Below are 24,584 nucleotides of genomic sequence, written 5' to 3'. Positions count from 1 at the left end.
TAGCCGCCGATGTCAAAAAGCATAAGATAAAGCCGGAAAATATATCCAAAAAGACATTTTCCGGTTATTTATATACGAAAGGCATGCCGGACCCCGAGCTTTTAATAAGGACGAGCGGGGAGATGCGCCTGAGCAATTTTTTATTGTGGCAAACGTCGTACTCGGAGATATATATAACTAAAAAATTATGGCCCGACTTCGGAAAGACCGATTTAAGAAAAGCGCTAGATGCCTACAAGAATAGAAAAAGAAGGCTCGGAGGCTGATATGCTGAAACAGAGAATAATCAGTTCTATTTTAGTAATATTACTTACGATCTTAGTCATTTTTTTCTTTCCCAACTGGGTATTTTGCGCCGTCGCCACATGGTTTATAGGAATGTCCTTATTTGAATTCTATTCCATGGTGGAGAAGAAGAATATAACGGTATATAAATATCTCGGCACATTTTTAGGCATACTTGTACCCATCTTCACTTATTTGGAATACAATCTTAAGACGGAAGGAGCGGTAGTCTTTTCAATAGTGCTGTTTTCCGTTTTCATATTTGCGCGTCAATTCGCCAAAAAAGATGGCTCTGACATTTTGGCATCTACGGCCATAACATTATTTGGTATCCTTTATATAAGCTGGTTCTTCAGTTTTTTGATAAAACTGAAATACCTTCCTTTGGGGAATAACCTGGTAGTATTTCTGCTTCTTTTGACCGAAGGCGGGGACGCGGGCGCGTATTTTATAGGTTCTGCGGCGGGCAAGCATCTTCTTATACCGCGTATAAGCCCTAAAAAGAGCGTAGAGGGCGCGATAGGAGGATTCGTAACTACTTTAGTATTAGCGGCGCTGAGTAAGCCATTTTTCCCAAATATCTCCATGCAGCAGCTCTTGATAGCGGGCCTGCTTATAGGTATAATCGCGCCGATAGGCGATCTTACTGAGTCACTTTTCAAGAGGGATTGCGGCGTCAAGGATTCGGGCGAATGTCTGCCCGGGTTAGGCGGCGTCCTGGATATGATAGACAGCCTTCTTTTAGCAGCGCCGCTCTTGTATTTTTATATAACTGCTTTCGTGATGTAATTATGAAAAAGAAAAAAGTATGTATACTTGGTTCCACGGGTTCGGTCGGCCGTAACACCCTAAAGGTCATTTCGGATTTGAGCGATAGATTCGAGGTGTCGGGCCTATCCGCGCACTCAAACATTCCTCTTCTCGCCAGGCAGATAAACGAATTTAAACCATCCGTGGCCGCAATAAGCGATGAATCGCTTGTAAGGGAATTGCGAAAAAGAATAAGGCATCACACAACTATACTCGCCGGCAAAACTGCGCATGAGGAATTGGCGGGCCAGAAGGACGCCGATATAATAATGGTGGCAATCACAGGCAGCGCTTCTATAAGGCCTGCTTATTCCGCGGTGTCGCACGGTAAGGACGTGGCGCTTGCCTCTAAAGAGGCGCTCGTGAGCGCGGGCCATCTGATAATGCGCGAGGCGAAGAGACGAAACTCGGCCATTATTCCGGTTGACAGCGAGCATAGCGCCATATTTCAGTGTCTTATGGGCAATAATGCGGCAGTTGTCAGGAAGCTTTATATAACATCTTCCGGCGGGCCATTGTGGAACGTGCCCAAAAAGGCATTCAAAAACCTGTCTCAGAAGAAGGTCCTAAGACATCCTAAGTGGAAGATGGGGAAAAAGATATCGGTAGATTCGGCGACTATGATGAATAAGGGGCTTGAAGTGATTGAGGCAAAATGGTTTTTCGGCATGAATATTGATTCCATAGAGGTGCTGATCCATCCGGAGGCGGTGATTCATTCCATGGTGGAATTCATAGACGGTGTTTTGCTGGCGCAGTTAAGTATAACCGACATGCGCATCCCCATACAATACGCCCTGAGCTATCCCGAAAGATGCGAAAACAGGCTCAAGCGCCTGGACCTGGCAGATATAGGAAGATTGTCTTTCTGTAAGCCCGATAAAGTGAAATTTCCGGCACTTGAGATCGCTTACGAAGCTGCCAAAGCGGGCGGAAGCGCGCCCTCGGTCCTCAATGCTTCAAATGAAGCCGCTGTCAGGGCATTTCTCGTCGGAAAAATAGATTTTACCGCGATACCGGTTATAATAGAAAAGGTTTTAGCCAAACATAAAAGGATAGAATTCCCGTCTTTGGATGAGATAGACGCAATAGGAAGATGGGCTGAAAGAGAGGTAGGTAGATTTTGTTAATATCAATAATAGGAGTCATAGTAGTCTTCAGCATAATGATATTATCCCATGAGTTTGGCCATTTTTGGATGGCGAAAAAGATGGGAGTAAAGGTAGAGGTATTTTCTTTCGGGTTCGGCCCTAAAATAAAATCATTTAAAAGGGGCGGGACAGAGTATGTGCTTTCCCTCATCCCGTTCGGCGGGTATGTGAAAATGGCAGGGGATGAACTTTCGGGAAAACTGGAAGGAAAGAACTGGGAGTTTTATTCAAAGCCGATCTATAAAAGGTTTAATATCATAGTAGCGGGTTCTTTAGTAAATTATATTCTTGGATTTTTATTGTTCTCCTTTGTATTAATGCTCGGCTCGCCGGTTCCCACTGCACGCATAGGCGGAGTTTTAGAAGGGTATCCTGCGGAAAAGGCAGGCATAAAAGCCGGTGATATAATAATGAGCATAGAAGGTAAGAGCGTAAAATACTGGGAAGATGTTTTGGATGCCATACGTGACAGAAAAGAAGGCGATATAAGAGTCACTATCGATAGAAATGGCGAGAAACGCATATTCAGCGTGAAGGGACGCTCGGAAGACGCAAAGGATATACTCGGCAAACCGTTCAAGAAGACCATGATAGGCATAGCGCCTTCGGACGAGGTGGTCTTTGTAAAATACGGGTTCTTCAAAGCGATAGCGATGGGAGCCGATACCGTTTGGAAAATAACCATCATCACTTATCAGGCGATATGGGGGATGATTATAGGGGCGGTTTCGGTGAAGGCCGTAGCCGGGCCTATAGGGATTTTCGCCATGACAGGAAGAGCGGCGAGTATGGGGCTCGTCTATCTTTTACACATAAGCGCCCTTATAAGCGTATCTCTTGCAATATTCAATCTTCTGCCTTTTCCTATATTGGACGGCGGGCATATTCTGTTTTTGCTTATAGAAAAGTTGAAAGGTAAGCCGGTTAGCCGAAGGGCACAGGAGATCGCCCAGAATATAGCGTTTGCGCTTTTGATCGCATTCGTATTATTTGTGAGTTGGAACGATATTTTAAATCTGCCCAAGTGGTTCAAATAATATGATAAAACGCAGAAAGACCAGAAAAGTCAAAATAGGCGATGTGGAGATAGGCGGGGGCGCGCCTATCTCTATACAGTCCATGACTAAGACGGACACGAAAAATGTCCGCGCGACGCTGGCCGAAATAGAAGATCTGGCAAAGGCCGGCTGCGAAATCGTAAGAATAGCTGTAAAAGATCACGCGTCTATGCCGCCGCTCAGGAAGATAATCCAGAAGTCAGCGCTCCCTGTCGAAACCGATATACATTTTATCCCTCAGTTAGCGCTTGATGCAATAGGCATAGGGGCAGCTGCCATTCGCCTTAACCCCGGCAATATAAATAAAGAAGAAGATGTAAAGAGAATCGCGAAAGCCGCCGAAAGGGCTGGCGTACCCATACGGATAGGCGTAAATTCGGGGTCACTTGTCCCGCCAGGCAGAAAATCTCCGGCGGGGGTTGCCTTAAAAGGCGGAAGTATTGTCGATAGCATGGTGAAGAGCGCCCTAATCTACACAAAGATTTTTGAAAAGTCCGGATTTCGTGATATAATGATATCGCTTAAATCGTCCAGCGTCCTTGAGACGATAGAAGCCTACAGAAAGATGGCCGGGTTTTGCGATTATCCTTTTCATCTGGGGATTACGGCGGCAGGCCCGCTCACGGGCGCGACAGTCAAATCGGCTATCGGCATAGGAGCGCTTCTCTTAGAAGGTATAGGCGATACTGTAAGAGTCTCGCTTACAGATGACGCCGTGAAAGAGGTAGAGGTAGCAAAGGATATATTATCCTCTCTTCGATTGCGCTATTTTGGCCCTGAGATAATCTCTTGCCCGACTTGCGGCCGATGCCAGGTGGATTTGACAAAAGTAGTCAGAAAATTAGAACAAAAGCTAAACGCTATCCGCTATCCGCTATCTGCTGGGCCAATTACCATAGCCGTGATGGGATGCGAGGTAAACGGCCCCGGAGAAGCAGCCCATGCCGATATAGGAATAGCGGCGGGCAGGGCGAGCGGTATATTATTCAAGAAAGGCAGAATCGTCAAACGGGTAAAAGAGAGCGATTTTGTTAAAGAGATTATAAAAGCACTCTAACCTGACAAAACTTCAGCCTGAGGCTGATCCGCCTCAGGCGGAAACCAGGTTAGAATAGCAGGAAAAACCATGAGAATGACAAAGGCATTTATTCCGACATTAAAAGAGAATCCGGCAGACGCCGAAGTCATAAGCCATAAGCTGATGATAAGGGCGGGCCTTATAAGGAGATTGAGCGCCGGGGCATATACATATCTGCCCTTGGGGCTTAAAGTGCTTCAAAAAGTCGAGAGTATAATAAGAGAAGAGATGAACCGATCCGGCGCCGAAGAGATACTTATGCCTGCCATACATCCTAAAGAATTGTGGGACAAAACCGGCAGGTTCGACCTTATGGCCGACATATTGATGACTTATAAAGACAAAAGCGGGAAAGTATCTGTTTTGGGCCCGACGCACGAGGAGATAGTGACGGATCTCGTTGCCAAAGAGATCAAATCTTACCGGGACCTCCCAAAGACGCTTTACCAGATACAGACAAAATTCAGAGATGAGCCCCGTCCGCGATTCGGCGTTCTTCGCTCCAAAGAATTCATAATGAAAGACGCCTACAGTTTTGATAGGGATGCAGAAGGCCTTAGCAGAAGTTACGATGCTATGTATAAGGCCTATTGCAGGATATTTGAAAGATGCGCTTTGGATTATAAGCCTGTCGAGGCCGATACGGGCTTTATGGGCGGAGACGTCTCGCATGAATTCATGGTGCCGTCGCAAAACGGAGAAGATGTAATTGCTCTCTGCGAAAAATGCGGTTATGCGTCTAATCTGGAGAGCATGGAGTGTGTTTTGAAGTCCACAGTCCATCCCTCGACTTCGCTCGGGACGAGCGGTCCGCAGTCCATAGAGCTAAAGAAAATCCAAGAAGTGGATACGCCTGCCGTGAGCACTATTGAAAAGGTGGGGAGTTTACTTAAAAAAACGCCGCAGGAACTGGTTAAGACGCTGGTTTGCAAAGCAGACGGAAAACCCGCAGCTGTCCTATTAAGAGGTGACCACGAGCTGAATGAAGCGAAACTTAAACGGCTCATCGGATGCGAAATCCTGGAGATGGCCGATGCCGAACTTATCCTGAAAGTGACGGGCGCCCCGGTAGGCTTTGCCGGCCCCGTAGGGCTGAAAGGCGTTTATATAATAACGGATAACTCGGTGAAGGGCCTTACGAATTTTGCGGTGGGCGCCAACAAAAAAGACAAACACCTTCTTAACGCAAATCTCGATAGAGATTTTAAAGTGGACAAGTGGGGTGATGTGAGAATAGCTACCGAAGGCGATCCCTGCCCCAAATGCGGCTCAAAGATAAACATAGAACACGCGATAGAAGTGGGACACACTTTTAAATTGGGGACAAAATATAGCAAATCCCTAGGGGCAAAATTTCTCGACGAAGACGGCAAAGAGAAGCCCTGCATCATGGGTTGCTACGGGATAGGCGTCAATAGGATCGTAGCGACCTCGATTGAAAAGAGTAATGACAAAGACGGCATAATATGGCCGCTGTCTTTGGCGCCATATCAGGTAATAGTCCTGCCTTTAAATGCCGCTCATAAAGAATCTATGGATATAGCGGAAGGCCTTTATAAGAAATTACTGGATTTAAATATAGAGGTCTTGCTTGATGACCGGCCGGAATCGGCAGGTATAAAATTCAAAGATGCTGACCTTATAGGCGTACCTATACAGATAGTGATAGGAGAGAGGAATCTCGCCAACGGCAAGGTGGAGCTGAAGACAAGAAAAGATAAAAAGATAACACCGCTTAGCCCGGAAGAGGCCGTAAAAAAAATCAAAGAAATTGTAACATCAAAGCGGGCGATTTTTCTTGACAAAAATACCCTAAAAGGGTAACATAATACCAAGCTTTATTATAGGAGATAAAGTGGGTTTAATAAGTCGTAGACCCACTTTTTATTTTTTAATGAGCACATAACTTACGCGACCAGCGGAAGCGTAAGTTATAAGTGCGAATTTAATCCGCCGAAGCCAAACACGGTACTTGTCCGCCGAAGCCACATGCGAAAGCAATATGGCGTAGGCGGAAGTATTTGGCGAAGGCGGATGCGAGACTGAACTCAAATGCAAAAAGGCGATATACTCGAAAAGGCAAAGCCCATAATACACAACATATTGTGCGACAACAAGGTAGAGCTAGTAGACATAACTTATAGAAAGCATGGCAGGAACCACGTATTGAGCATATTGGCAGATACAGATAACGGCATAACGTTAGACGAATGCGCAAGGATGAACGAAGTTATAGGCGAGGCATTGGACAAAGAAGATATTATTGACGGAGGCTATCTTCTTGAAGTCTCATCGCCAGGCCTGGACAGGCCGCTTAAGACAAAAGCCGATCTTACAAAACAAAAAGGTAAAAAGATACGCGTCCATACGTATATGCCGATTGAAAACAGAAAAGAGTTTATAGGCACTCTGGAAGAATTTAATGGCGAAGATATATTAATTGTGACGGAAAAAGGGGCTAAGCTAAGCATAGCTTTCGATAAGGTAGCATCTGTGCGATTGCATTGCGATGATTTGGTTTAATGAAAAGAGGTAGAGGATGAATGAGGATCTGTTAAATATATTGGATCATATAGAGAGGGAGAAAGGGGTAAAGAAGGAACTCCTTTTTACTGCCATTGAATCCGCTTTGGTAAGCGCGGCCAAAAAGATAGTCGGCAAAAATACCGAAGATATAACCGTGACCATAGACAGGACCACAGGAGAGATAAAAGTAACCTCCGGCGGTAAGGATATTAAATCCGGCGAATTCGGCAGGATCGCGGCGCAGACAGCCAAACAGGTAATAATACAAAGAATTCGCGAGGCCGAAAGGGACATAATATACGGAGATTTTACGGCGAGGATTTTTTCTCTTTGCACCGGAGCGGTGCACAGGTTTGATAAAGGCAATTTGATCATTGACCTCGGAAAGACCGAAGCCATATTGCCGCGCAAGGAGATGTGCCCTAAAGACAATTTCAGGCAGGGCGACAGAGTCAGGGCCCTTATTATGGAAGTCAAAAAGAGCACAAAGGGACCGCAGATAATACTTTCCAGGACGCACCCCATGTTCATAAGGCGGCTTTTTGAGCTGGAGGTGCCCGAAATAGACGAAAGCATAGTCGAGATAAAATGCATAGTAAGGGAAGCCGGCGACAGGACAAAACTTTCTGTCTATTCAAAGGAAGAGAAGATAGACGCTGTTGGCGCGTGTGTCGGCATGCGGGGCCAGCGCGTTAAGGATATAGTAAGGGAACTGGGGGGAGAAAGGATAGATATTATAAAATGGAGCGACGATGTTAAAGAATACATCAAAGCTGCTCTTAGCCCCGCGGAGATATCAAAAATAGAAATCAACAAAGAAAAATTGCAGGCGAGAGTTATAGTGGAGGATGACCAGCTTTCTTTAGCCATAGGGAAGCACGGTCAAAACGTCCGCCTCGCGTCAAAATTAACGGGTTGGAATATAGATATAAGGAGCAAGAAAGACATAAAGGCGCTTGAGGAAGTTTCTATATTATCGATAGAAGGAATAGGAAAAAAAGCGGCGGACATCCTGGAAGAATCCGGATTTGACACAATTGATAAGATAGCCAGCGCCAAATTGAAAGATCTTGTCAACCTGCCGGGGATAGCCGAAAAGACGGCGAAAAAGATGATAGAATCGGCCAAAGATGTGATCAAGCGTATTCAAGAAGATATTAAGAATAAACAAGCATCCGCGCGGCTAGAGATCGCAAAAGAAAAAGCCGCAGAAACTGAACGCGCAAAAGAAGAAGGGCCTTCCAAAGAAGCCGCCGGAGAGAATACCGGGGAAAGCACAAAAGAGGGTAAATAATAGACTATGGCCAAAAAGCCGGCAAAAGATAAAGAGAATAAAGATAAAAAAGAAAAGAAGGCCACGACGGCCAAGTCCGCGCCCGCGCCGAAAAAAGAGACTGCTTCTCCCAAGGTAAAAAAACCGAAGAAGATAATTCTAAAAAAGGCCGTCAAAGAAGAAAAAAAAGCTCCGTCAAAAGTAATACCGCCTTCTCATTCAAAAATAGAAGCCCCTCCGCCCAAAATAACGCCTTCGAAAAAACCGGTAGAAAAACCCGACATATTTCCCGAAATAAAAGAACATACGGAAAAAATAGCTCCGCAGGTGCTTCAGCCCGAAATATCCAAAGAAGAATTTGCAGAAAGCGATGCGCCCCCGAGGAAGAAGATATCCGTAGATATTCCTATAGCGGTCAAGGATTTTGCCGTTAAATTGGACGTTAAGCCTAACGAGTTGATGAAGACGATGATAGAAAAGGGTATATTCGTCACAATAAATCAGGGGCTTGGGGCTGATGTGGTTAAAAATATAGCGGCTTTTTACGGCGTTGAGGTAGTCGAGGCCCCCACTCTCGAACAAAAGGTCCTTAAAGAAGAGGAAAAGGAAGATAAGAAAAATCTGGTGCTGAGGCCTCCGGTCGTTACTTTTATGGGGCATGTTGACCATGGTAAGACATCACTTTTGGACACTATAAGAAAGACTAAAGTCGCCTCGCGCGAACACGGCGGCATAACTCAGCATATCGGAGCCTATCAGGTTATGTTCAAAAAAGGCGCCGTAACATTTTTAGATACGCCGGGCCATGAGGCATTTACAGAGATGAGGGCAAGGGGCGCGAACGCGACCGACGTAGTCGTCCTTGTAGTAGCGGCGGATGACGGCGTAAAACCGCAGACCATAGAAGCAGCTGACCACGCAAGGGCAGCGGGGGTGCCGATAGTAGTGGCGCTAAATAAATGCGACCTGCCTCATATAAATATTGAGAGAGTAAAGACGCAGTTGGCTCAGATCAACCTTGCCCCGGAAGATTGGGGCGGCAAGACGATAAGCGTTCAAGTTTCGGCGAAAACGGGTAAGGGCATAGACGAGCTTCTAGAGATGCTGCTACTTGAGGCAGAATTGCTGGAATTGAAGGCCAATCCCAACGCACTTGCCAAAGGCGTGGTGGTGGAAAGCGAACTTTCCCGCGGTAAGGGCGTGGTCGCGACAGTTTTGGTTAAAGGCGGCACGCTGCGCACCGGCGATGTTGTAGTGGCGGGTTCTCATTGCGGGCGCGTGAAGGCAATGATAAACGATAAGGGCGAACGCGTTACGGAAGCGCCGCCTTCCATGCCGGTTGAGATATTGGGGTTATCCGGCGTTCCGCGCGCGGGAGAGAGATTTTTTGTTGTCCTCGACGAGAGAAAGGCGCGCGATTACTGTCTGCAAAAAGAGGCAGCCGATACGGAGAAGAAACTGAGCAGCTCACAGCGCATCAGCCTTGAGGGGCTGTATCAAGATATAACGGCGGGTAAGATAAAAGAACTGAACATCGTATTAAAAGGCGATGTGTCCGGCTCTATAGAAGCGCTCGGGAAATCGCTCCTTGAGCTTAGCACAAAGGACATCAATATAAACATAATACATACTGCAGTAGGAGATGTAAACGATTCGGATGTGGTATTGGCCCTTGCTTCCAAGGCTATTGTCATCGGATTTCACGTAAGGGTTGAACCTACGGCTCAGATATTAGCAGAAAAAGAGGGCGTGGAGGTAAAATTATACAATATTATTTATGAAACCATAGCCGATATAAAAGCCGCTATGGAAGGTATGCTTGAGCCGATCTATAAAGAGGTATTTCTGGGTAGGGCGCAAATACGCCAAGTGTTTGTGGGATCGAAAGTCGGTACAATAGCCGGTTCGTATGTGGTAAAAGGAAAAATTGTGCGCAGCGCCATTGCAAAATTAGTAAGGAACGGAAAAATAGTTTATGAAGGCAAGATAAACTCTCTGAAGAGGTTTAAAGACGACGCCAAAGAAGTCGCCGAAGGTTTTGAATGCGGCATAGCGTTGTTTAACCATAATGATATAAAAGAAGGCGATACGATAGAAGCTTACGAAATGCAAAAATTCGCCCGACGATTGGAAGGCAAATAGCATGAAGAAGCGGATCTTAAGCGGCATGCGGCCGACAGGGCCTTTGCACATAGGGCATCTTGCCGGCGCGCTCGCGAATTGGATACGGCTTCAGGAAGAGTATGAGTGCTATTTCATGATAGCCGATTGGCATGCCCTTATGAGCGAGTATGAAGATCCTAAAAAGATCGACGAGTATACAAAAGAGATGATGCTCGACTGGCTCAGCTGCGGCCTCGATATGGATAAAAGCGTCTTATTTATCCAGTCGCATGTGCCGGAACACCTTGAATTATACATGGTTTTTTCGCTTCTTGTGCCGCTCGGATGGCTCGAGAGAAACCCCACTTACAAGGAACAACTCCGCGAAATAAAAGGAAGAGATCTTACGACCTATGCCTTTTTGGGCTATCCCGTTTTACAGGGCGCGGATATAGCGCTATACAAGGCAAATACCGTGCCCGTAGGCGCGGACCAGCTCCCGCACCTTGAGCTGACGCGGGAGACCATCAGGCGTTTCCATAGTTTATACGGAGAAAATGTATTTCCGGAACCCGAGGCGCTTTTAACCGATACGCCGAAACTTCTGGGCATAGATAATCGCAAAATGTCTAAAAGTTATGATAATTTCATAGCCATAAGCGAAGACCCTGATAATATAAAAAAGAAGGTAGACAGGATGATAACAGATCCTGAAAGGATAAAGCTCTCTGATAAAGGGCATCCTCATATATGCACAGTCTTCTCTTATTATAAGGTATTCGCGTCCAAAGATAAGATTGAAGAAGTGGAAGACCACTGCAAAAATGCCCATAAAGGGTGTACCGAATGCAAAAAGGCGATGGCCGAGCTTTTGATAGAATACTTAAGCCCGATGAGAGAAAAGCGCAGATGGCTAAAAGATAAATTTGATGAGAGAGTGCTTTCACCATGGCGAGAATCTTCCAAAAAGGCGCGCGATGAAGCCCAAAAGACGATGAGAAAAATAAGGAAAATACTGCATATATATGAAGTATAAAGTAAAGCTTGAAATATTTGAAGGGCCGCTGGATCTTCTGCTCTACCTTATAAAAAAAGACGAAGTCGATATATATGACATTCCTATAGCCAAGGTCACTGACCAGTATCTTGAGTACCTCGAGATGATGAATATGCTGGACCTGAATATAGCGGGCGAATTTATAGTAATGGCCGCCACGCTCATGCAGATAAAATCGAGGATGCTCCTTCCGGTGGAAGAAATGCCGCAGGATGAGATGGAAGAGGAAGATCCGCGTTCAGAGCTGGTAAGAAAACTGCTTGAATATAAAAAGTTCAAAGAAGTATCGGATAAACTGGCAGAAATAGAGGCTACGACCAGCCAGCAGTATACTAGGAAAGCTGAAGAGAGGCCGCTTCCGGAAATAGAGGACGAAAGCGCATTCTTTGAGACAAGCATATTCGATCTTTTGAGTGCCTTTTCTAAAATTTTAAAGGACATTCCGAAGGATACGTTTTACAAGGTCATTAAGGATAAGTTCACCGTAGCGGATAAGATCCATGATATCGTCCATATGCTTGTCGGTCAACCCAGGATCTACTTCGGCAATCTTTTTAAAAAGGCAGGGAGCAAGTTTGAAATAGTTGTGACTTTTCTTGCGGTGCTGGAGCTTATAAGGCTCAAAGAGATACTTATTGTCCAGGAAGAGCCGTTCGGGGAAATAGAGATAATACGCAACCCGAACTCTGTCAAACAAACTGCACAAAGCGAGACATAAACATGGAACAAAATGAATTAAAGAAATTACTGGAGGCATTTTTATTCGTCAGCTCTTCGCCGGTCCAAGCTGCTCGGATCAAGGCGCTTTTCGGCGTGGACGAAAAAGCGGTAGAAACTGCTTTTGAAGAATTAAAGACAAAATACGCGAGCGACGATACATCATTACGGGTCATAAAAGTGGCCGAGGGGTACCGCTTAAGCACGTCGCCGGAAGTGGCGCCTTACATAAGGAAATTTTTCAAAGACCAAAGGCCCAGGCTTTCCAGGGCATCACTGGAGACTCTTTCCGTTATTGCGTATAAACAGCCCGTTACAAGAAGCGATGTAGAATCCATAAGAGGCGTAAATGTCGAGGGGCCGCTAGGGACGCTTTTGGAGCGCGGCCTTATAAGGATAGCGGGCAGAAAGGACGCGCCGGGCAGGCCCATACTTTACGGCACAACTCGGCTTTTTCTTGAACATTTCGGTTTAAATACACTGAGAGATTTGCCTTTATTAAATGAGTTCAAAGAAGAAGATCTAACGGAAGAAGAAAAGGCAAAAGCAGGGAGATTGAGGGAGGCAAATAATGAACCTAGCCAGACTTCGTAAAAAAATTGACAAACTGGATGAGCGCATTCTGAATTTGCTTAACGGAAGAGCAAAATTGAGTCTCGCGATAGGCAAAGTAAAATCCAGGCAAAGGGCAAACATATATTCGCCGGACAGGGAGAGAGAAGTATACCGGAGCATTACTTCAGCCAATAAGGGGCCATTATCAAATGACTCCTTAAGAGCTATTTATGGCGAAGTAATGTCAGGGTGTTTAACTCTTCAGATGCCGTCAAAGATAGCGTATTTAGGCCCTTCTCGGACTTTCACTCATATAGCAGCTCTTAAAAAGTTTGGCAAATCGTTAGACTATCTTGAATGTAACAGCATAGCGGATGTTTTTACAGAAGTAGAGCGCGGACGCGCAAACTATGGGGTTGTCCCTATTGAAAATTCTACAGAGGGCGCTGTAAATTATACGCTTGATATGTTCATCGATTCCGATCTCAAGATCTGCTCGGAAGTATATCTGCCTATAGGGCATAAATTGCTGAGCAAACACAAGAAAATGTCTTCTATAAAAAAGATTTATTCTCACGAACAGGTTTTTGCGCAGTGCCGTATTTGGCTTGAAAAAAATCTGCCGCAAGCTAAATTAATCCCTTGTTCCAGCACTACAGCGGGGGCAATGTGTGCCTCAGCCGGCAAGGGCAGCGCTGCTATCGCAAGCAAATTAGCCGCGGAGGGTTACGGGCTGAATATAATAGCTGCGTCTATAGAGGATTCACCTCATAACATCACCCGTTTTTTGATAATAGGCAAACATGAGGCAGAGCCGACCGGCAGCGACAAAACATCCATAGTCTTTTCAATGAAAGACAAGATCGGCGTCTTGCATGATACACTGGCACCTTTTAAGAGAAACAGGATCAACCTTACGAAGATAGAATCCAGGCCGTCCAAAAAGAGGCCGTGGGAGTATTATTTCTTTGTTGACCTGGAGGGGCATCATGAAGACGCAAAAGCAAAACGCGCTATTTGGGAATTGAAGAAAGAGTGCCTGTATTTTAAGATACTCGGCTCTTATCCGAAAGCGAGCTAATAAAAAGAGGTATATCTAAAATGATTAAAGATTTAGTCAGAAAAAATATACTAGAGTTGAAGTCGTATGAGCCCGGCCGCCCGATAAGCGAGATCAAGCGCGAACTGAGGAAAAAATACGGCCTTCTAAAGCTCCTTCCCTTGAGAAAGATCGCCAAGCTCGTCTCTAACGAAAATCCGATAGGCCCTTCGAAGAAGGCGGTGGAGGCGATGCGTAAGGCCGCGACTGCGGTCAACAGGTATCCGGACCCCTTCTGTCACGATATAATAAAGGCATTGAGCGAGGAGCTTAATGTGCTGCCCGAGAACCTTATTCTAGGCAACGGTTCGGACGAGATCATAGAATTTATTTTATTGTCTTTTGTTAATGCAGGCGACGAGGTCGTAATGAACCACCCCGCGTTTATGCTTTATGAGATTGCGACAAAAGTAGTCGGCGGTAAACCCGTAATTATACCGCTTAAGGATTATAAACCCGATTTAAATGCTATGGCAGCAGCCATTACTCCGAAGACCAAGCTTGTATTTATTGATAATCCGAACAATCCCACAGGAAGATCTGTAGGGGAGATGGAAGTAGAGGCATTTTTAGAAAAATTGCCGGACAACACCATAGCTGTATTCGACGAGGCTTATTATGACTTTGTAGAAAGAGAGGACTTTCCTGACACCATAAGGTATATAGGAAGGAAGAACGTAATCATACTAAGGACTTTCTCAAAGGCGCATGGCCTGGCCGGTTTAAGGATCGGCTATGGAATAGCGGGGGAAGAGCTGATAAGGTATATGAAGCGCACGCAGATGCCTTTCAACATCAATAGCCTGGCGCAAGCCGCGGCAATAGCAAGTCTTAAGGATAAAGAGCATATTGAGACGTGCAAGCTCGTTATAACCGAAGGCAAACAGTATTTGTACAAAGAATTAGACGCCATGGCCCTTACATATGTAAAGAGTGACACCAATTTTATCCTCATAGATCTGGGAGAAGGAAGAAGCGGTAAGGATATGTTCAAGAAGCTGATAGGTGAGGGTGTTATTGTGAGGGATATGGATTTTTACCGGATGTATAGCTTTATACGCGTTACCGTCGGCACGATGCCGGAAAATAAAAAATTTATCAAAGGCCTTAAAAAGATATTGAGCGGCAAGTGGTCCGGTATAGAAGTGGACCTTTTCTAACATAGGAGTCGAAAATGATAATAGTACTAAGACCGAATGCCACAGAAAAAGAGATAAACCATATTATAGAGAAGGTAAAGAAGCTCGGCCTTAAACCTATGGTCTCAAAAGGCGTCGAGCGCACTATTATAGGTGTGATAGGTGACGAGGACATAATAAGGATACAGCCTTTAGAAGTATATCCCGGCGTTGAAAAGGTTATGCCTATATTGAAACCCTACAAGCTCGTTTCAAGGGATTTCAAGGGAGAAGACACTGTAGTAGATGTCGGTGGCATCAAAGTAGGCGGTGAAAAGATAGTTGTTATGGCCGGGCCGTGTTCCGTGGAGAACGAGACACTTCTCATAAAAATAGCAAAGGATGTGAAAAGTGCCGGAGCCGTTATTTTACGCGGAGGCGCTTTTAAGCCGCGCACCTCGCCTTATTCGTTCCAGGGACTCGGCGAAGAGGGGTTGAAATTTTTAAAAGAGGCCAAAAAGATAACGGGGCTTCCTATCGTAACTGAGATTATGGACGTAAGGGATATGCCTCTGGTTGAGAAATATGCGGATCTTATCCAGATAGGCGCCCGCAACATGCAGAATTTTAATCTTCTAAAAGAAGTAGGGCAGTCAAAGAAGCCGGTTCTTCTTAAGAGGGGCATGTCGGCCACCATTAAAGAACTTCTTATGTCGGCTGAGTATATATTGTCGGAAGGCAATTTCAATGTCATTTTATGCGAACGCGGCATAAGGACGTTTGAAGAGCATACGCGTTTTACTTTGGATATAAGCGCTGTGCCTATTATAAAACAGCTTAGCCATCTTCCTGTCTTAGTCGATCCGAGCCACGCTACGGGGAAATGGGGCTTGATTTCTCCTTGTTCAAAAGCCGCGATAGCTGCAGGGGCTGACGGTCTTATCATAGAAGTGCATCCCAATCCGGAAGAGGCATTGTCGGACGGCGCACAGTCGCTTTTACCGGGGAAATTTGCGGATATGATGAAAGAGCTCGCAAAAGTCGCAAAGGCAGTGGGCAGAGAATTATGAAATTTAAACAAATAACAATAATAGGAGTCGGGCTGATAGGCGGTTCGATCGGCTTAGCGGCTAAGAAGCATAAATTAGCAGGGCGAATCATAGGCGTAACAGCGCACAAAGACAGCCTTAAAAAAGCGCTGAAGCGTAAAGCTATAGATGGCGGGACACTTGATTTGAAAAAATCGGTTATAAATTCCGATATGGTGATATTGGCTACACCTGTGGATAAAGTGATCGGCGCCTTAAAAAAAGTGCTGCCCAATTTAAAGAAAGATTGCATTGTTATAGATGTAGCCAGCGTCAAGGGCCGCATTGTGAGAGATGCCGAAAGAATTGTCAGCTCGAAAGCACGTTTTGTCGGAACGCATCCTATGGCAGGTTCGGAACAGCGAGGAGTGGATAAGGCGAGTAGCAGGCTGTTTAGCGGCACCCCGTGCATTATAACAAAAACAGGAAAAACCGACAGGACGGCGTTACGGGCGGTTAAGGATTTTTGGAAAAAATTAGGCTCTAAAACATATGAGTTATCTCCTAGAGAGCACGACAGAAGAGTGAGCAATATAAGCCATCTGCCGCATGCGGTTGCGGCGGCCCTTTCTTTAGCAGCCGATGAATCGTCTCTTAAGTTTGCCTCGACAGGTTTTGGAGGCACTACTCGTATTGCATCCGGCGATCCTGATCTTTGGTCTGCGATTTTGACAGATAATAGCGCCAGCGCCAGTGCCGATATAAAAAAATACTCCAGGCAATTGGAAATCATAGGCAAGCTAATCAAAGCAAAAGATATGCCTAAACTAAAAATAGTCCTATCGGAAGCCAAGAAAAAACGCGATAAATTTGCGTATGGAAAGTAAATTGATAGTAGCGATTGACGGGCCGGCCGGAAGCGGTAAAAGCACCGTTTCCAAGGAAGTCGCAAAAAAATTAGGCCTCATTTATGTAGACACAGGCGCTATGTACCGCGCGCTTACTCTTAAGGCTGTCAGGAATAAAATAGACCTCAACGATCCCAAAGCCCTTATAGATCTGGCGAAGAAGACGGATATACGCCTTGTGGCAGGCGGGGATTCTAGATTATGTGTTAAGCTTGACGGCGAGGATGTCTCAGGGGAGATACGCACGCCGTTTGTTACAAATAATGTCAAATATATTGCCGGCATAAAAGGTGTGCGTGAAGAGATGGTAAATCTGCAGCGGAAAGCAGCCATGGGTAAAGGCGCTGTTTTGGAAGGAAGAGACATAGGAACGATAGTATTTCCGGACGCTGATATAAAGATCTACCTTGATGCCAGTATAGACGAAAGAGTTAAGAGGCGGTATAAAGAGCTTATAGCCAAAGATCCCGGCATAACGATCGCGGAAGTGAAGCAGGACGTGGCAGCGAGGGACAAATCGGACGAGAATAGGTCCGTGGGGCCGCTCAAAAAAGCGGATGACGCTATTTTAATCGATACTACGAAGATGACCATAGAAGAAGTGGCGGAGAGTATATTGCAAAGAATCAGGGCAATTAAAAGATGATTTACGGCATAACCTGTTTTTTTCTCAGAATGCTTGTCAGGATACTTTGCGGCGTTAAGCACTACGGCATGGAAAATCTGCCGAAAAAAGGTTCCTATATGGTAGCGTGCAATCATGTGAGCCATCTTGACGCTATTGCCGCGGGCGCGTTTATTAAAGGCAATATGAATTATATGGGGAAGAAAGAATTGTTTGAAGGCAGATTCTGGGGCTGGTACATGCCCAAGTTAAATCTCATAAACATTGACAGGGATGCTCCGGCTAGGGGGATGCGCGAGGTCATAGCCCGTATAAAAAAGGGCCAACCTATATTTATTTTCCCCGAAGGCACACGTGGAGACGGGAGTTCGTTTCTGGAGCCGGAACCTGGTGCGGCGTATTTGGCCATCAAACATAATTTGCCTGTCGTACCTGTTTACGTCAAAGGAACGAATATAGCGTTCCCTAAGGGTGCGCGGGGCATAACGCGACATACTGTTAGAGTTTATTACGGCGAGTCGAAAGTATATCATATGCCGGCCGGTGTCAGCAAAAATGAAGGCTATAAGGAAGTAAGCCGGCAAATAATGAACGAGATAAAACTGCTTAAAGAGAAATATGACGCGTAAGATGAAGCCCCGCATGCAGAAGATTAGGCGGAATCCTCCGAAGCTGAACGCGAAACCTGTCCTCCGTAGCCAAGCGCGAAAGCAATTTGGCGAAGGAGGAGCAATTCAGCGAAGGAGGATATGCGTTTCAAATTTTTCCGATTTTTGTTTTGGGGTAAAGCGGGCAATAGCCATAGCCGAAGGCACGTTAAAGAACGGAAGAAAGCCCGTATATTCACTGGGCGCGATAATACATAACAAAGAAGTTGTGAGGCGCCTTGCGGAAAAGGGCCTCGAGGTACTTAAGGCTAGCCCTAAGACCATTAAAGGCGGCAGTCTTGTGATATGTTCCCACGGCATTCATCCGGATCGGCTTAAAGAAGCCGGAAGCAGGATAAAAATAATCGATGCGACGTGCCCATTTGTGAAAAATGCGCAAAAGATCGCCGAGAAACTTTTTCGTGAAGGCTATAAAGTTATTATTATAGGAGATAAAGGGCATCCCGAGGTCCGCTCGCTAAAAAAGTTCACAGGCAACAAAGCCGTAATAATCAGCAATATTGAAGAAGCCAGTAACTTTAAGTCAAAAGCCGGGAAAATCGGTATTATAGCCCAAACGACCCAGGCTAGCGGAGATTTTGGCCTGATCGTAGCTGAAATATTGAGAAAGGCATTTAAAGAAGCAAGGGTGTTTAACACGATCTGCCATGATGCTGATATGAGGCAGAAGTCAACTAAGGCAATGGCACGGCATAATGATCTTGTGATCGTGATAGGCGGGAAAGATAGCGCAAATACGAAACGGCTTTATAGGATATGCAGAAAAGTGGGTGCTATTGCCTATCACATAGAGCGAGAAACAGAGTTAAGGAAGAGTTGGTTTAAAGGCATAAATTCTGTAGGAGTGGTAAGCGGGGCATCGACCCCGAAATGGATCGTAGACGAAGTGGTAGAGAAGCTACGACAATTCTAAAATGAAAGGCAGGTAACAAAAGATGTTTTGGAAGAAAAAAGAAGAACAATCAGAAACCGCAGGGGGGGAGGATATCCAGAAGGTAACGCCTGAGCAGAGCGCCTCAATGTCGAGAGATGAAATGGCCCTTCTCTATGAAGCGACTATAAAGGACATAAAAGAAGGCCAGATAGTCAAAGGCAAGATAATAGAGATACGGTTGAAGGACGTGGTCGTAGATATAGGTTATAAATCCGAAGGTATACTCCCGATGTCGGAATTTCCGGATCCTTCAAAGCTTAAGATCGGCGATGAAATAGAGGTATTTTTGGATTCAAAGGAAAATGAAAATGGGTGCATAGTCATATCTAAGCAAAAGGCCGATAAGTTACAGGGATGGGAGAGAATAATCTCTACCTGCAAAGAAGGCGATATAATAACCGGAAGGCCTTCGCGTAAAGTAAAAGGCGGGCTTATGGTCGATATCGGAATGGAGGCATTTTTACCGGCATCACTCGTGAGCCTTAAAACTTACTCAAACCTTGACGAGATTCTAGGCCAGGAACTGGAATTCAAGATAGTCAAAATAAACAGGCCGCGCAAGAATATAGTCTTGTCCAGAAAAGATGTCCTTCAGCAGCGAGCTGAGGAATCAAAACATAAGCTTTTGTCCGTATTAGAAAAAGGTCATGTAGTAAGCGGCGTGGTGAAGAATATAACAGACTTCGGCGCGTTCATAGACCTGGGCGGACTCGACGGGCTTTTGCATATAACGGACATGAATTGGGGCAGGATTTCGCATCCAAGTGAAATGCTCGCCATAGGCGATAAAATCGAAGTAGTAGTCCTGGATTTCAATAAGGACACAAACCGGGTTTCGCTGGGGCTGAAGCAGAAGACGGCCAACCCATGGAAAGAAGTCGATGTTAAGTATCCTGTCGGATCCAAGGTCAAGGGCAAGGTGGTAAATATTATGCCCTATGGCGCTTTTATGGAACTGGAAAAGGGCATAGAGGGGCTTGTGCATATATCGGAACTTTCGTGGACCAAAAAATACAGCCATCCTAACGAGCTTTTAGCGATAGGAGATGTAATAGAGACAGTTGTCCTTGACATCGATAAGGATAACCAGAAGATATCATTGGGGATAAAACAGCTTGAAGCAGACCCCTGGATTGACGTTGAGGAGAAATTCCCTGTCGGAACAAAAGTAAAAGGCAAGATCCGCAACCTTACGGATTACGGCGCTTTTGTGGAACTTGAAGAAGGCGTGGATGGTCTTATCCACATATCTGAGATGTCGTGGACAAAAAAGATAAGCCAGCCGAAGGAGGTTCTAAAAAAGGGCCAGAAGATAGAAGCAATTGTTTTATCTCTGGACTCAAAAGGAAGAAAACTTTCGCTTGGTCTGAAGCAGCTCATTCCTGACCCCTGGGAGAAAATAGCGAAGACATATAAAGAAGGTTATGCCACGTCCGGAAAGGTCGCGAAAATAACCAACTTTGGTATATTTGTGGAGCTTGAGAATGACTTGGAAGGGCTTATACATGTGAGTGAGCTTGCGGAGAAGACTCAGGCAGAAATGGAAGCAGTCTATAAAGTCGGCGATAAGATAGCCGTAAAAGTTCTTAAGCTCGACGACGCCCAGCGCAAGATTGCGTTGGCGTTAGATAAGAAATAAAACCGTAACTATGTTTTAATAGGGGGTAGTTATTGCTACCCCCTATTTTTTTATTTATGGATAATTCCACCATGTATAGCAAATAGGGTTAGCTGCAGTTGTTGGAATAGCGGAAAGGTGGTACCATGCTGCATGGCCATCAACGAAACATATATTTACTCCGCCGCTATGTCGGGCAATAGGGATAAGGAGCGTTGGCGCAACGCGAATGATATAGATACCGTCAAAAACACCAATTTGAGAACTCGCACTTACTAGTATACATTGCGACGGAGTGCGGATACGATTTATATCGTAATTGCTGATGTGATAGTTATATCCATAAGACTGCCGGTTTGCGGAATAAGAAATATAATTTTTGTAGTTAGGACATTTAAAAACAGATTGGTTGTCAAGATAAGAACTAAGAAATGTGGCAAACCAGTAATCTGCGCCTATTGCATAAGGCGGCAGGCTGGAATTATTATCATCGGCGTACATATGCATAGCCAGACCAATCTGCCGTAAGTTATTTGCACACATAGCAGTTCTTGCGCTTTCCCGCGCCCTCCCAAGAGCCGGCACAAGTAACGCCGCAATTACGCCGATTATGGCGATGACGACGAGAAGCTCGATTAATGTAAAAGCCTGTTTGTGCGTAGAAAATTTTAAGAATATTTTTAACATTTACCACCAATTCGAAGTTATTATAACATCTTTTAGATACCATTTGATATGGCCGTCGACAAAAAGTATATTACTGCCACCAGCATGCCTGTCTGAAATACCGTTCCATTGCGGATCGTAGAATAAATAATAATGCGTTCCTACGCACTCGCCGACTAGAATTGTTTCTGATGTATTTGCAATATCAGAAAGGCGCTTGTGAGGATAGCTGTAGAAAAAATAGGCGTTATAACCATATCCCGTATACCAAGGATCTGTAAAAGGGTAATCAGAAAAGAATTTTTTAATGTATTCTTCTGTCCAATAAGGAATTTCTTTTCTTCTTGATGGGCAGAATAATAAAGTTGTTCGAAGCGCATAAAATTCTTCTTGAGACGAAGCGAGAGACCTAATTGCCGCCCAAGTCCAGTCTTTAACGGTCACCACGCAGTTATTCCCTATATCCACCAATGAATTTCCTGCAGGAAAAGTATCTTCATGTTCATCAAGATAAATATGAAAACCCACTCCGATTTGGCGAAGGTTATTCGCGCACAAAGCGCAGCGGGCACTCTCGCGCGCTTTACCGAAAGCCGGCACAAGTAACGCCGCAATCACGCCGATTATGGCGATGACGACGAGGAGCTCGATCAGGGTAAAAGCTTTTTTATTCATTAATAATTCCACCACTGTCGACTTATCGGGTCGGTGCTCCAAGGTATTTGCGACTGAGCTTGGGGATAGGTACGGTACCATCCTGTATGGCCGTCAACGAAAAGAACGTTTGTGCCGTTTGAGTGCCTATAACCAATATAGTTTTTGTAAACATAACAGTATGCCTGATTACCTGGTCGCGGGTAGGTATCTGCCACCATTATGCATTGCGCAGAATTTTGTACGGTATTTATATCTTTGCCCGTCCACTCACCACCCGAAAGAATATTTAATCCCCAGTAGTTAAAGCCGTAGGAAAAGTAATTGTAGGAGGCGTAATTGTGATATTTATAATTGGGACACTTCCAGACGTTGCGATTGTCAAGATATGGGTCTAGGCAGGTATACCACCAATTTGGACCTCCGATAATAAAAATAGGAGGGAATTTGAAATTATGTTCGTCAAGATACATCGACATACCCATGCCGATTTGGCGCAGATTATTGGCGCATTGCCCCCTACGCGCGCCCTCCCGCGCCCTGCCTAAAGCCGGCACTAATAGCGCCGCGATAACGCCTATAATCACGATAACGACCAGTAATTCTATCAGCGTGAAAGCATTTTTCTTCATGCTTCAATATTACCACATGATTAAGAGTTTGACAAGGTTGTATTCTTTTGCTACAATAACTTCAAACAGGGGATATCAGGATGAAAAATAGCGAAGAGCAATTAATCCTCATTAAGCGCGGCGCGGTTGAGATAATTCAGGAAAAAGAGCTAAAGGTAAAGCTGGCGAAAGGCAAGCCGCTTGTAATTAAGGCAGGCTTTGATCCCACTGCGCCGGATATTCATTTAGGACACACCGTCCTTTTGCGCAAGATGAGGCACTTTCAGGAGTTGGGACACGAGGTTGTGTTTCTTATTGGCGATTATACAGCAATGATAGGCGACCCCAGCGGAGAATCAAAGACAAGGCCCCGACTCACAGGGGAAGAAGCGGCCAAAAACGCCGAAACCTACAAAAAGCAAATTTCTAAAATATTGGATATCAAAAAACTGAAAGTACGTTTTAACAGTGAATGGCTTGATAAGATGACGGCGCGGGATGTCGCGGCACTTATGTCCAATTATTCTGTCCAGCGTACACTGGAAAGAGATGATTTTGCTAACAGATATAAACAGCAAAAGACCATTACCATGCTTGAGTTTCTATATCCTCTTTTACAGGGGTATGATTCTGTCGCGCTTAAAGCTGATATCGAGCTCGGCGGAACCGACCAAAAGTTCAATCTACTCGTGGGGAGAGATATTCAGCGGGCATATGGTCAGGAATCGCAGGTAGTAATTACGATGCCGCTCCTTGAAGGGCTTGACGGTGTCCAGAAGATGTCGAAGTCACTCGGAAATTATGTTGGCATAAACGAGCCGGCGAAGGAGATATTCGGCAAATTAATGTCAATCTCCGACGAGCTTATGTATAAGTATTATGAGCTACTGACGGATGAAGACGTAGAGGTGATTAAAAAAGATGTGACTAGCGGCAAGTTGCATCCCAAAGGGGCAAAATCAAACCTGGCTAAAAGTATAGTGGCGCAATATTACGACTCAGCGCAAGCAGGAAAAGAAGAAGAAGATTTTGAACGAGTTTTTAAGCAGAAAGAGCTCCCAAAGGACATACCTTGGTTTGAAGTAGGGAAAGAGGAGAAGACGCTTCCGCATATTATGCTAGATTCTGGCATGGCTGCTTCTGCTTCTGCTGCAAAAAGGCTTATAGAACAGGGCGGTGTAACTATTGATGGCAAGAAGGTTTCTGACCCGAATATTAAGCCGAAAGAGGGGGTAATAAAAGTAGGCAGGAAGTTTATAAAATTGCTCCTTAAGAAAAAATAAAAAAAGTCTAAAATTTGCTTGACAAAAGTAACGCTTCGTGTATAATATGCCCTACCTAAAGAAATTGTATACCCCTTGAAAAAAGAGGTTTTTTTGATTAAGGGTATTGATAAATTCGGGTAGTATAATCTGTCGTGGTAGTTTAAGGCGTATTCAATAGTATCGCCACGGCGATGCTATTTTTTTGTCTATTTCAGTGCAACGCTCTTTGAAAAAATTGGATAACCAAGGTCGTAAAACGAGCAGAATTAAAGGTGTTTTTATTGGAGAGTTTGATTCTGGCTCAGAACGAACGCTGGCGGCGTGGATTAGGCATGCAAGTCGAACGATGCCGCAAGGCATAGTGGCAAAAGGGCGAGTAACACGTGGGTAACCTACCTCCGAAACCGGGATAACTTTGCGAAAGCGAGGCTAATACCGGATAAGACCACGGTTCATAAGGACTGTGGTAAAAGGAAGCCTCTATTTATAAGCTACCATTTGGAGAGGGGCCTGCGTCCTATCAGCTAGTTGGTGAGGTAACGGCTCACCAAGGCTTTTGACGGGTAGCTGGACTGAGAGGTTGGTCAGCCACAATGCTACTGAGATACGGAGCATACATCTACGGATGGCAGCAACTGGGAATATTCGGCAATGGGCGAAAGCCTGACCGAGCGACACCGCGTGAGGGATGAAGTATTTCGGTATGTAAACCTCTTTTATCCCCGCATCGAGCGGGGGAGAATAAGCACCTACAAACTACGTGCCAGCAGTCGCGGT

Annotated in this window: 24 protein-coding genes and 1 rRNA gene; 22 read left to right on the top strand and 3 right to left on the bottom strand. The window is 45.1% G+C overall.

What is annotated here, in order from left to right:
- The 20 genes from KKI13_05390 to rpsA all read left to right on the top strand — a co-directional run.
- A partial coding sequence (locus KKI13_05390; GenBank protein ID MBU4488481.1) for an undecaprenyl diphosphate synthase family protein occupies positions 1-266 on the top strand: 266 nt, incomplete at its 5' end.
- A 1-nt stretch (position 267) separates the two neighbouring features.
- The gene (locus tag KKI13_05385; protein MBU4488480.1) at positions 268-1,074 is read left to right on the top strand and encodes a phosphatidate cytidylyltransferase; all 807 of its coding nucleotides are present in this window, start codon (positions 268-270) and stop codon (positions 1,072-1,074) included.
- A gap of 2 nt (positions 1,075-1,076) precedes the next feature.
- Positions 1,077-2,225, top strand: a complete 1,149-nt coding sequence (locus tag KKI13_05380) for a 1-deoxy-D-xylulose-5-phosphate reductoisomerase (GenBank protein ID MBU4488479.1) — start codon at positions 1,077-1,079, stop codon at positions 2,223-2,225.
- On the top strand, positions 2,219-3,283 hold the full coding sequence (rseP, locus tag KKI13_05375; protein ID MBU4488478.1) for an RIP metalloprotease RseP: 1,065 nt from the start codon (positions 2,219-2,221) through the stop codon (positions 3,281-3,283). Before KKI13_05380 ends, rseP begins: the two co-directional genes overlap by 7 nt.
- Position 3,284: 1 nt before the next feature.
- Positions 3,285-4,361, top strand: coding sequence for a flavodoxin-dependent (E)-4-hydroxy-3-methylbut-2-enyl-diphosphate synthase (gene ispG / locus KKI13_05370; GenBank protein MBU4488477.1), 1,077 nt, complete (start codon positions 3,285-3,287; stop codon positions 4,359-4,361).
- A gap of 69 nt (positions 4,362-4,430) precedes the next feature.
- On the top strand, positions 4,431-6,206 hold the full coding sequence (locus KKI13_05365) for a proline--tRNA ligase (GenBank protein ID MBU4488476.1): 1,776 nt from the start codon (positions 4,431-4,433) through the stop codon (positions 6,204-6,206).
- A 228-nt stretch (positions 6,207-6,434) separates the two neighbouring features.
- A complete protein-coding gene (locus KKI13_05360) occupies positions 6,435-6,905 on the top strand; it encodes a ribosome maturation factor RimP (GenBank protein MBU4488475.1) in 471 nt (156 codons plus the stop codon).
- 16 nt (positions 6,906-6,921) lie between these two features.
- A complete protein-coding gene (nusA, locus tag KKI13_05355; protein MBU4488474.1) occupies positions 6,922-8,202 on the top strand; it encodes a transcription termination factor NusA in 1,281 nt (426 codons plus the stop codon).
- Between the two features lie 6 nt (positions 8,203-8,208).
- On the top strand, positions 8,209-10,323 hold the full coding sequence (gene infB, locus KKI13_05350; GenBank protein ID MBU4488473.1) for a translation initiation factor IF-2: 2,115 nt from the start codon (positions 8,209-8,211) through the stop codon (positions 10,321-10,323).
- A gap of 1 nt (position 10,324) precedes the next feature.
- Positions 10,325-11,320 carry a tryptophan--tRNA ligase gene (gene trpS / locus KKI13_05345; protein MBU4488472.1) on the top strand — a complete coding sequence of 332 codons (996 nt, stop codon included), beginning with the start codon at positions 10,325-10,327 and terminating at the stop codon, positions 11,318-11,320.
- Entirely contained in the window at positions 11,304-12,059 is a 756-nt protein-coding gene (locus KKI13_05340; GenBank protein MBU4488471.1) for a segregation/condensation protein A, read from the top strand. The genes trpS and KKI13_05340 overlap by 17 nt, the downstream gene beginning before the upstream one ends.
- A 2-nt stretch (positions 12,060-12,061) precedes the next feature.
- On the top strand, positions 12,062-12,652 hold the full coding sequence (gene scpB, locus KKI13_05335) for an SMC-Scp complex subunit ScpB (protein ID MBU4488470.1): 591 nt from the start codon (positions 12,062-12,064) through the stop codon (positions 12,650-12,652).
- Positions 12,630-13,694 carry a prephenate dehydratase gene (gene pheA, locus KKI13_05330; protein MBU4488469.1) on the top strand — a complete coding sequence of 355 codons (1,065 nt, stop codon included), beginning with the start codon at positions 12,630-12,632 and terminating at the stop codon, positions 13,692-13,694. Before scpB ends, pheA begins: the two co-directional genes overlap by 23 nt.
- A 20-nt stretch (positions 13,695-13,714) precedes the next feature.
- On the top strand, positions 13,715-14,872 hold the full coding sequence (locus KKI13_05325) for a histidinol-phosphate transaminase (GenBank protein MBU4488468.1): 1,158 nt from the start codon (positions 13,715-13,717) through the stop codon (positions 14,870-14,872).
- Between the two features lie 14 nt (positions 14,873-14,886).
- Positions 14,887-15,900 carry a 3-deoxy-7-phosphoheptulonate synthase gene (aroF, locus tag KKI13_05320; protein MBU4488467.1) on the top strand — a complete coding sequence of 338 codons (1,014 nt, stop codon included), beginning with the start codon at positions 14,887-14,889 and terminating at the stop codon, positions 15,898-15,900.
- The gene (locus KKI13_05315; protein ID MBU4488466.1) at positions 15,897-16,745 is read left to right on the top strand and encodes a prephenate dehydrogenase; all 849 of its coding nucleotides are present in this window, start codon (positions 15,897-15,899) and stop codon (positions 16,743-16,745) included. Before aroF ends, KKI13_05315 begins: the two co-directional genes overlap by 4 nt.
- Positions 16,735-17,412, top strand: a complete 678-nt coding sequence (gene cmk / locus KKI13_05310; protein ID MBU4488465.1) for a (d)CMP kinase — start codon at positions 16,735-16,737, stop codon at positions 17,410-17,412. The genes KKI13_05315 and cmk overlap by 11 nt, the downstream gene beginning before the upstream one ends.
- Positions 17,413-17,441: 29 nt before the next feature.
- Positions 17,442-18,020 carry a 1-acyl-sn-glycerol-3-phosphate acyltransferase gene (locus tag KKI13_05305; protein ID MBU4488464.1) on the top strand — a complete coding sequence of 193 codons (579 nt, stop codon included), beginning with the start codon at positions 17,442-17,444 and terminating at the stop codon, positions 18,018-18,020.
- Positions 18,021-18,033: 13 nt separating this feature from the next.
- Positions 18,034-18,972 carry a 4-hydroxy-3-methylbut-2-enyl diphosphate reductase gene (locus KKI13_05300; protein ID MBU4488463.1) on the top strand — a complete coding sequence of 313 codons (939 nt, stop codon included), beginning with the start codon at positions 18,034-18,036 and terminating at the stop codon, positions 18,970-18,972.
- Positions 18,973-18,994: 22 nt separating this feature from the next.
- Positions 18,995-20,632, top strand: a complete 1,638-nt coding sequence (rpsA, locus tag KKI13_05295) for a 30S ribosomal protein S1 (protein MBU4488462.1) — start codon at positions 18,995-18,997, stop codon at positions 20,630-20,632.
- 54 nt (positions 20,633-20,686) lie between these two features.
- Here the strand turns inward: rpsA and KKI13_05290 are convergent, their stop codons facing one another.
- Genes KKI13_05290 through KKI13_05280 form a run of 3 tightly spaced genes read right to left on the bottom strand, consistent with a single transcriptional unit; the run spans position 20,687 to position 22,563 of the window.
- Positions 20,687-21,298 (bottom strand): prepilin-type N-terminal cleavage/methylation domain-containing protein, encoded by a 612-nt coding sequence (locus KKI13_05290; GenBank protein MBU4488461.1) that lies wholly within the window; start codon positions 21,296-21,298, stop codon positions 20,687-20,689.
- Positions 21,299-22,033 carry a DUF1559 domain-containing protein gene (locus tag KKI13_05285; GenBank protein ID MBU4488460.1) on the bottom strand — a complete coding sequence of 245 codons (735 nt, stop codon included), beginning with the start codon at positions 22,031-22,033 and terminating at the stop codon, positions 21,299-21,301.
- The gene (locus KKI13_05280) at positions 21,952-22,563 is read right to left on the bottom strand and encodes a DUF1559 domain-containing protein (protein MBU4488459.1); all 612 of its coding nucleotides are present in this window, start codon (positions 22,561-22,563) and stop codon (positions 21,952-21,954) included. Before KKI13_05280 ends, KKI13_05285 begins: the two co-directional genes overlap by 82 nt.
- An 80-nt stretch (positions 22,564-22,643) precedes the next feature.
- Here KKI13_05280 and KKI13_05275 point away from each other — a divergent pair, with 80 nt between their 5' ends.
- Together KKI13_05275 and KKI13_05270 are read left to right on the top strand one after the other, a co-directional pair.
- Positions 22,644-23,825: a tyrosine--tRNA ligase gene (locus KKI13_05275; GenBank protein MBU4488458.1), complete on the top strand. Its 1,182-nt coding sequence runs from the start codon at positions 22,644-22,646 to the stop codon at positions 23,823-23,825.
- A 260-nt stretch (positions 23,826-24,085) separates the two neighbouring features.
- Positions 24,086-24,584 (top strand): 16S ribosomal RNA (locus KKI13_05270); the annotation flags it as partial.

It is taken from the genome of Candidatus Omnitrophota bacterium (assembly GCA_018894435.1).
GTDB lineage: Bacteria > Omnitrophota > Gorgyraeia > JAHIPI01 > JAHIPI01 > JAHIPI01.
This window is presented reverse-complemented; position numbering and strand designations above follow the sequence as displayed.

Excerpts from the sequence above, each read along its gene's own strand:
- KKI13_05280 (MBU4488459.1), bottom strand. The coding sequence starts at position 22,563 with ATGAAGAAAAATGCTTTCACGCTGATAGAATTACTGGTCGTTATCGTG.
- KKI13_05360 (MBU4488475.1), top strand. The coding sequence starts at position 6,435 with ATGCAAAAAGGCGATATACTCGAAAAGGCAAAGCCCATAATACACAAC.
- KKI13_05305 (MBU4488464.1), top strand. The coding sequence starts at position 17,442 with ATGCTTGTCAGGATACTTTGCGGCGTTAAGCACTACGGCATGGAAAAT.
- KKI13_05300 (MBU4488463.1), top strand. The coding sequence starts at position 18,034 with ATGCAGAAGATTAGGCGGAATCCTCCGAAGCTGAACGCGAAACCTGTC.
- KKI13_05315 (MBU4488466.1), top strand. The coding sequence starts at position 15,897 with ATGAAATTTAAACAAATAACAATAATAGGAGTCGGGCTGATAGGCGGT.
- scpB (MBU4488470.1), top strand. The coding sequence starts at position 12,062 with ATGGAACAAAATGAATTAAAGAAATTACTGGAGGCATTTTTATTCGTC.
- infB (MBU4488473.1), top strand. The coding sequence starts at position 8,209 with ATGGCCAAAAAGCCGGCAAAAGATAAAGAGAATAAAGATAAAAAAGAA.
- cmk (MBU4488465.1), top strand. The coding sequence starts at position 16,735 with ATGGAAAGTAAATTGATAGTAGCGATTGACGGGCCGGCCGGAAGCGGT.
- KKI13_05380 (MBU4488479.1), top strand. The coding sequence starts at position 1,077 with ATGAAAAAGAAAAAAGTATGTATACTTGGTTCCACGGGTTCGGTCGGC.
- aroF (MBU4488467.1), top strand. The coding sequence starts at position 14,887 with ATGATAATAGTACTAAGACCGAATGCCACAGAAAAAGAGATAAACCAT.
- KKI13_05325 (MBU4488468.1), top strand. The coding sequence starts at position 13,715 with ATGATTAAAGATTTAGTCAGAAAAAATATACTAGAGTTGAAGTCGTAT.
- pheA (MBU4488469.1), top strand. The coding sequence starts at position 12,630 with ATGAACCTAGCCAGACTTCGTAAAAAAATTGACAAACTGGATGAGCGC.
- rpsA (MBU4488462.1), top strand. The coding sequence starts at position 18,995 with ATGTTTTGGAAGAAAAAAGAAGAACAATCAGAAACCGCAGGGGGGGAG.
- KKI13_05285 (MBU4488460.1), bottom strand. The coding sequence starts at position 22,033 with ATGGTACCGTACCTATCCCCAAGCTCAGTCGCAAATACCTTGGAGCAC.
- ispG (MBU4488477.1), top strand. The coding sequence starts at position 3,285 with ATGATAAAACGCAGAAAGACCAGAAAAGTCAAAATAGGCGATGTGGAG.
- trpS (MBU4488472.1), top strand. The coding sequence starts at position 10,325 with ATGAAGAAGCGGATCTTAAGCGGCATGCGGCCGACAGGGCCTTTGCAC.
- KKI13_05275 (MBU4488458.1), top strand. The coding sequence starts at position 22,644 with ATGAAAAATAGCGAAGAGCAATTAATCCTCATTAAGCGCGGCGCGGTT.
- KKI13_05385 (MBU4488480.1), top strand. The coding sequence starts at position 268 with ATGCTGAAACAGAGAATAATCAGTTCTATTTTAGTAATATTACTTACG.
- KKI13_05365 (MBU4488476.1), top strand. The coding sequence starts at position 4,431 with ATGAGAATGACAAAGGCATTTATTCCGACATTAAAAGAGAATCCGGCA.
- KKI13_05290 (MBU4488461.1), bottom strand. The coding sequence starts at position 21,298 with ATGTTAAAAATATTCTTAAAATTTTCTACGCACAAACAGGCTTTTACA.
- nusA (MBU4488474.1), top strand. The coding sequence starts at position 6,922 with ATGAATGAGGATCTGTTAAATATATTGGATCATATAGAGAGGGAGAAA.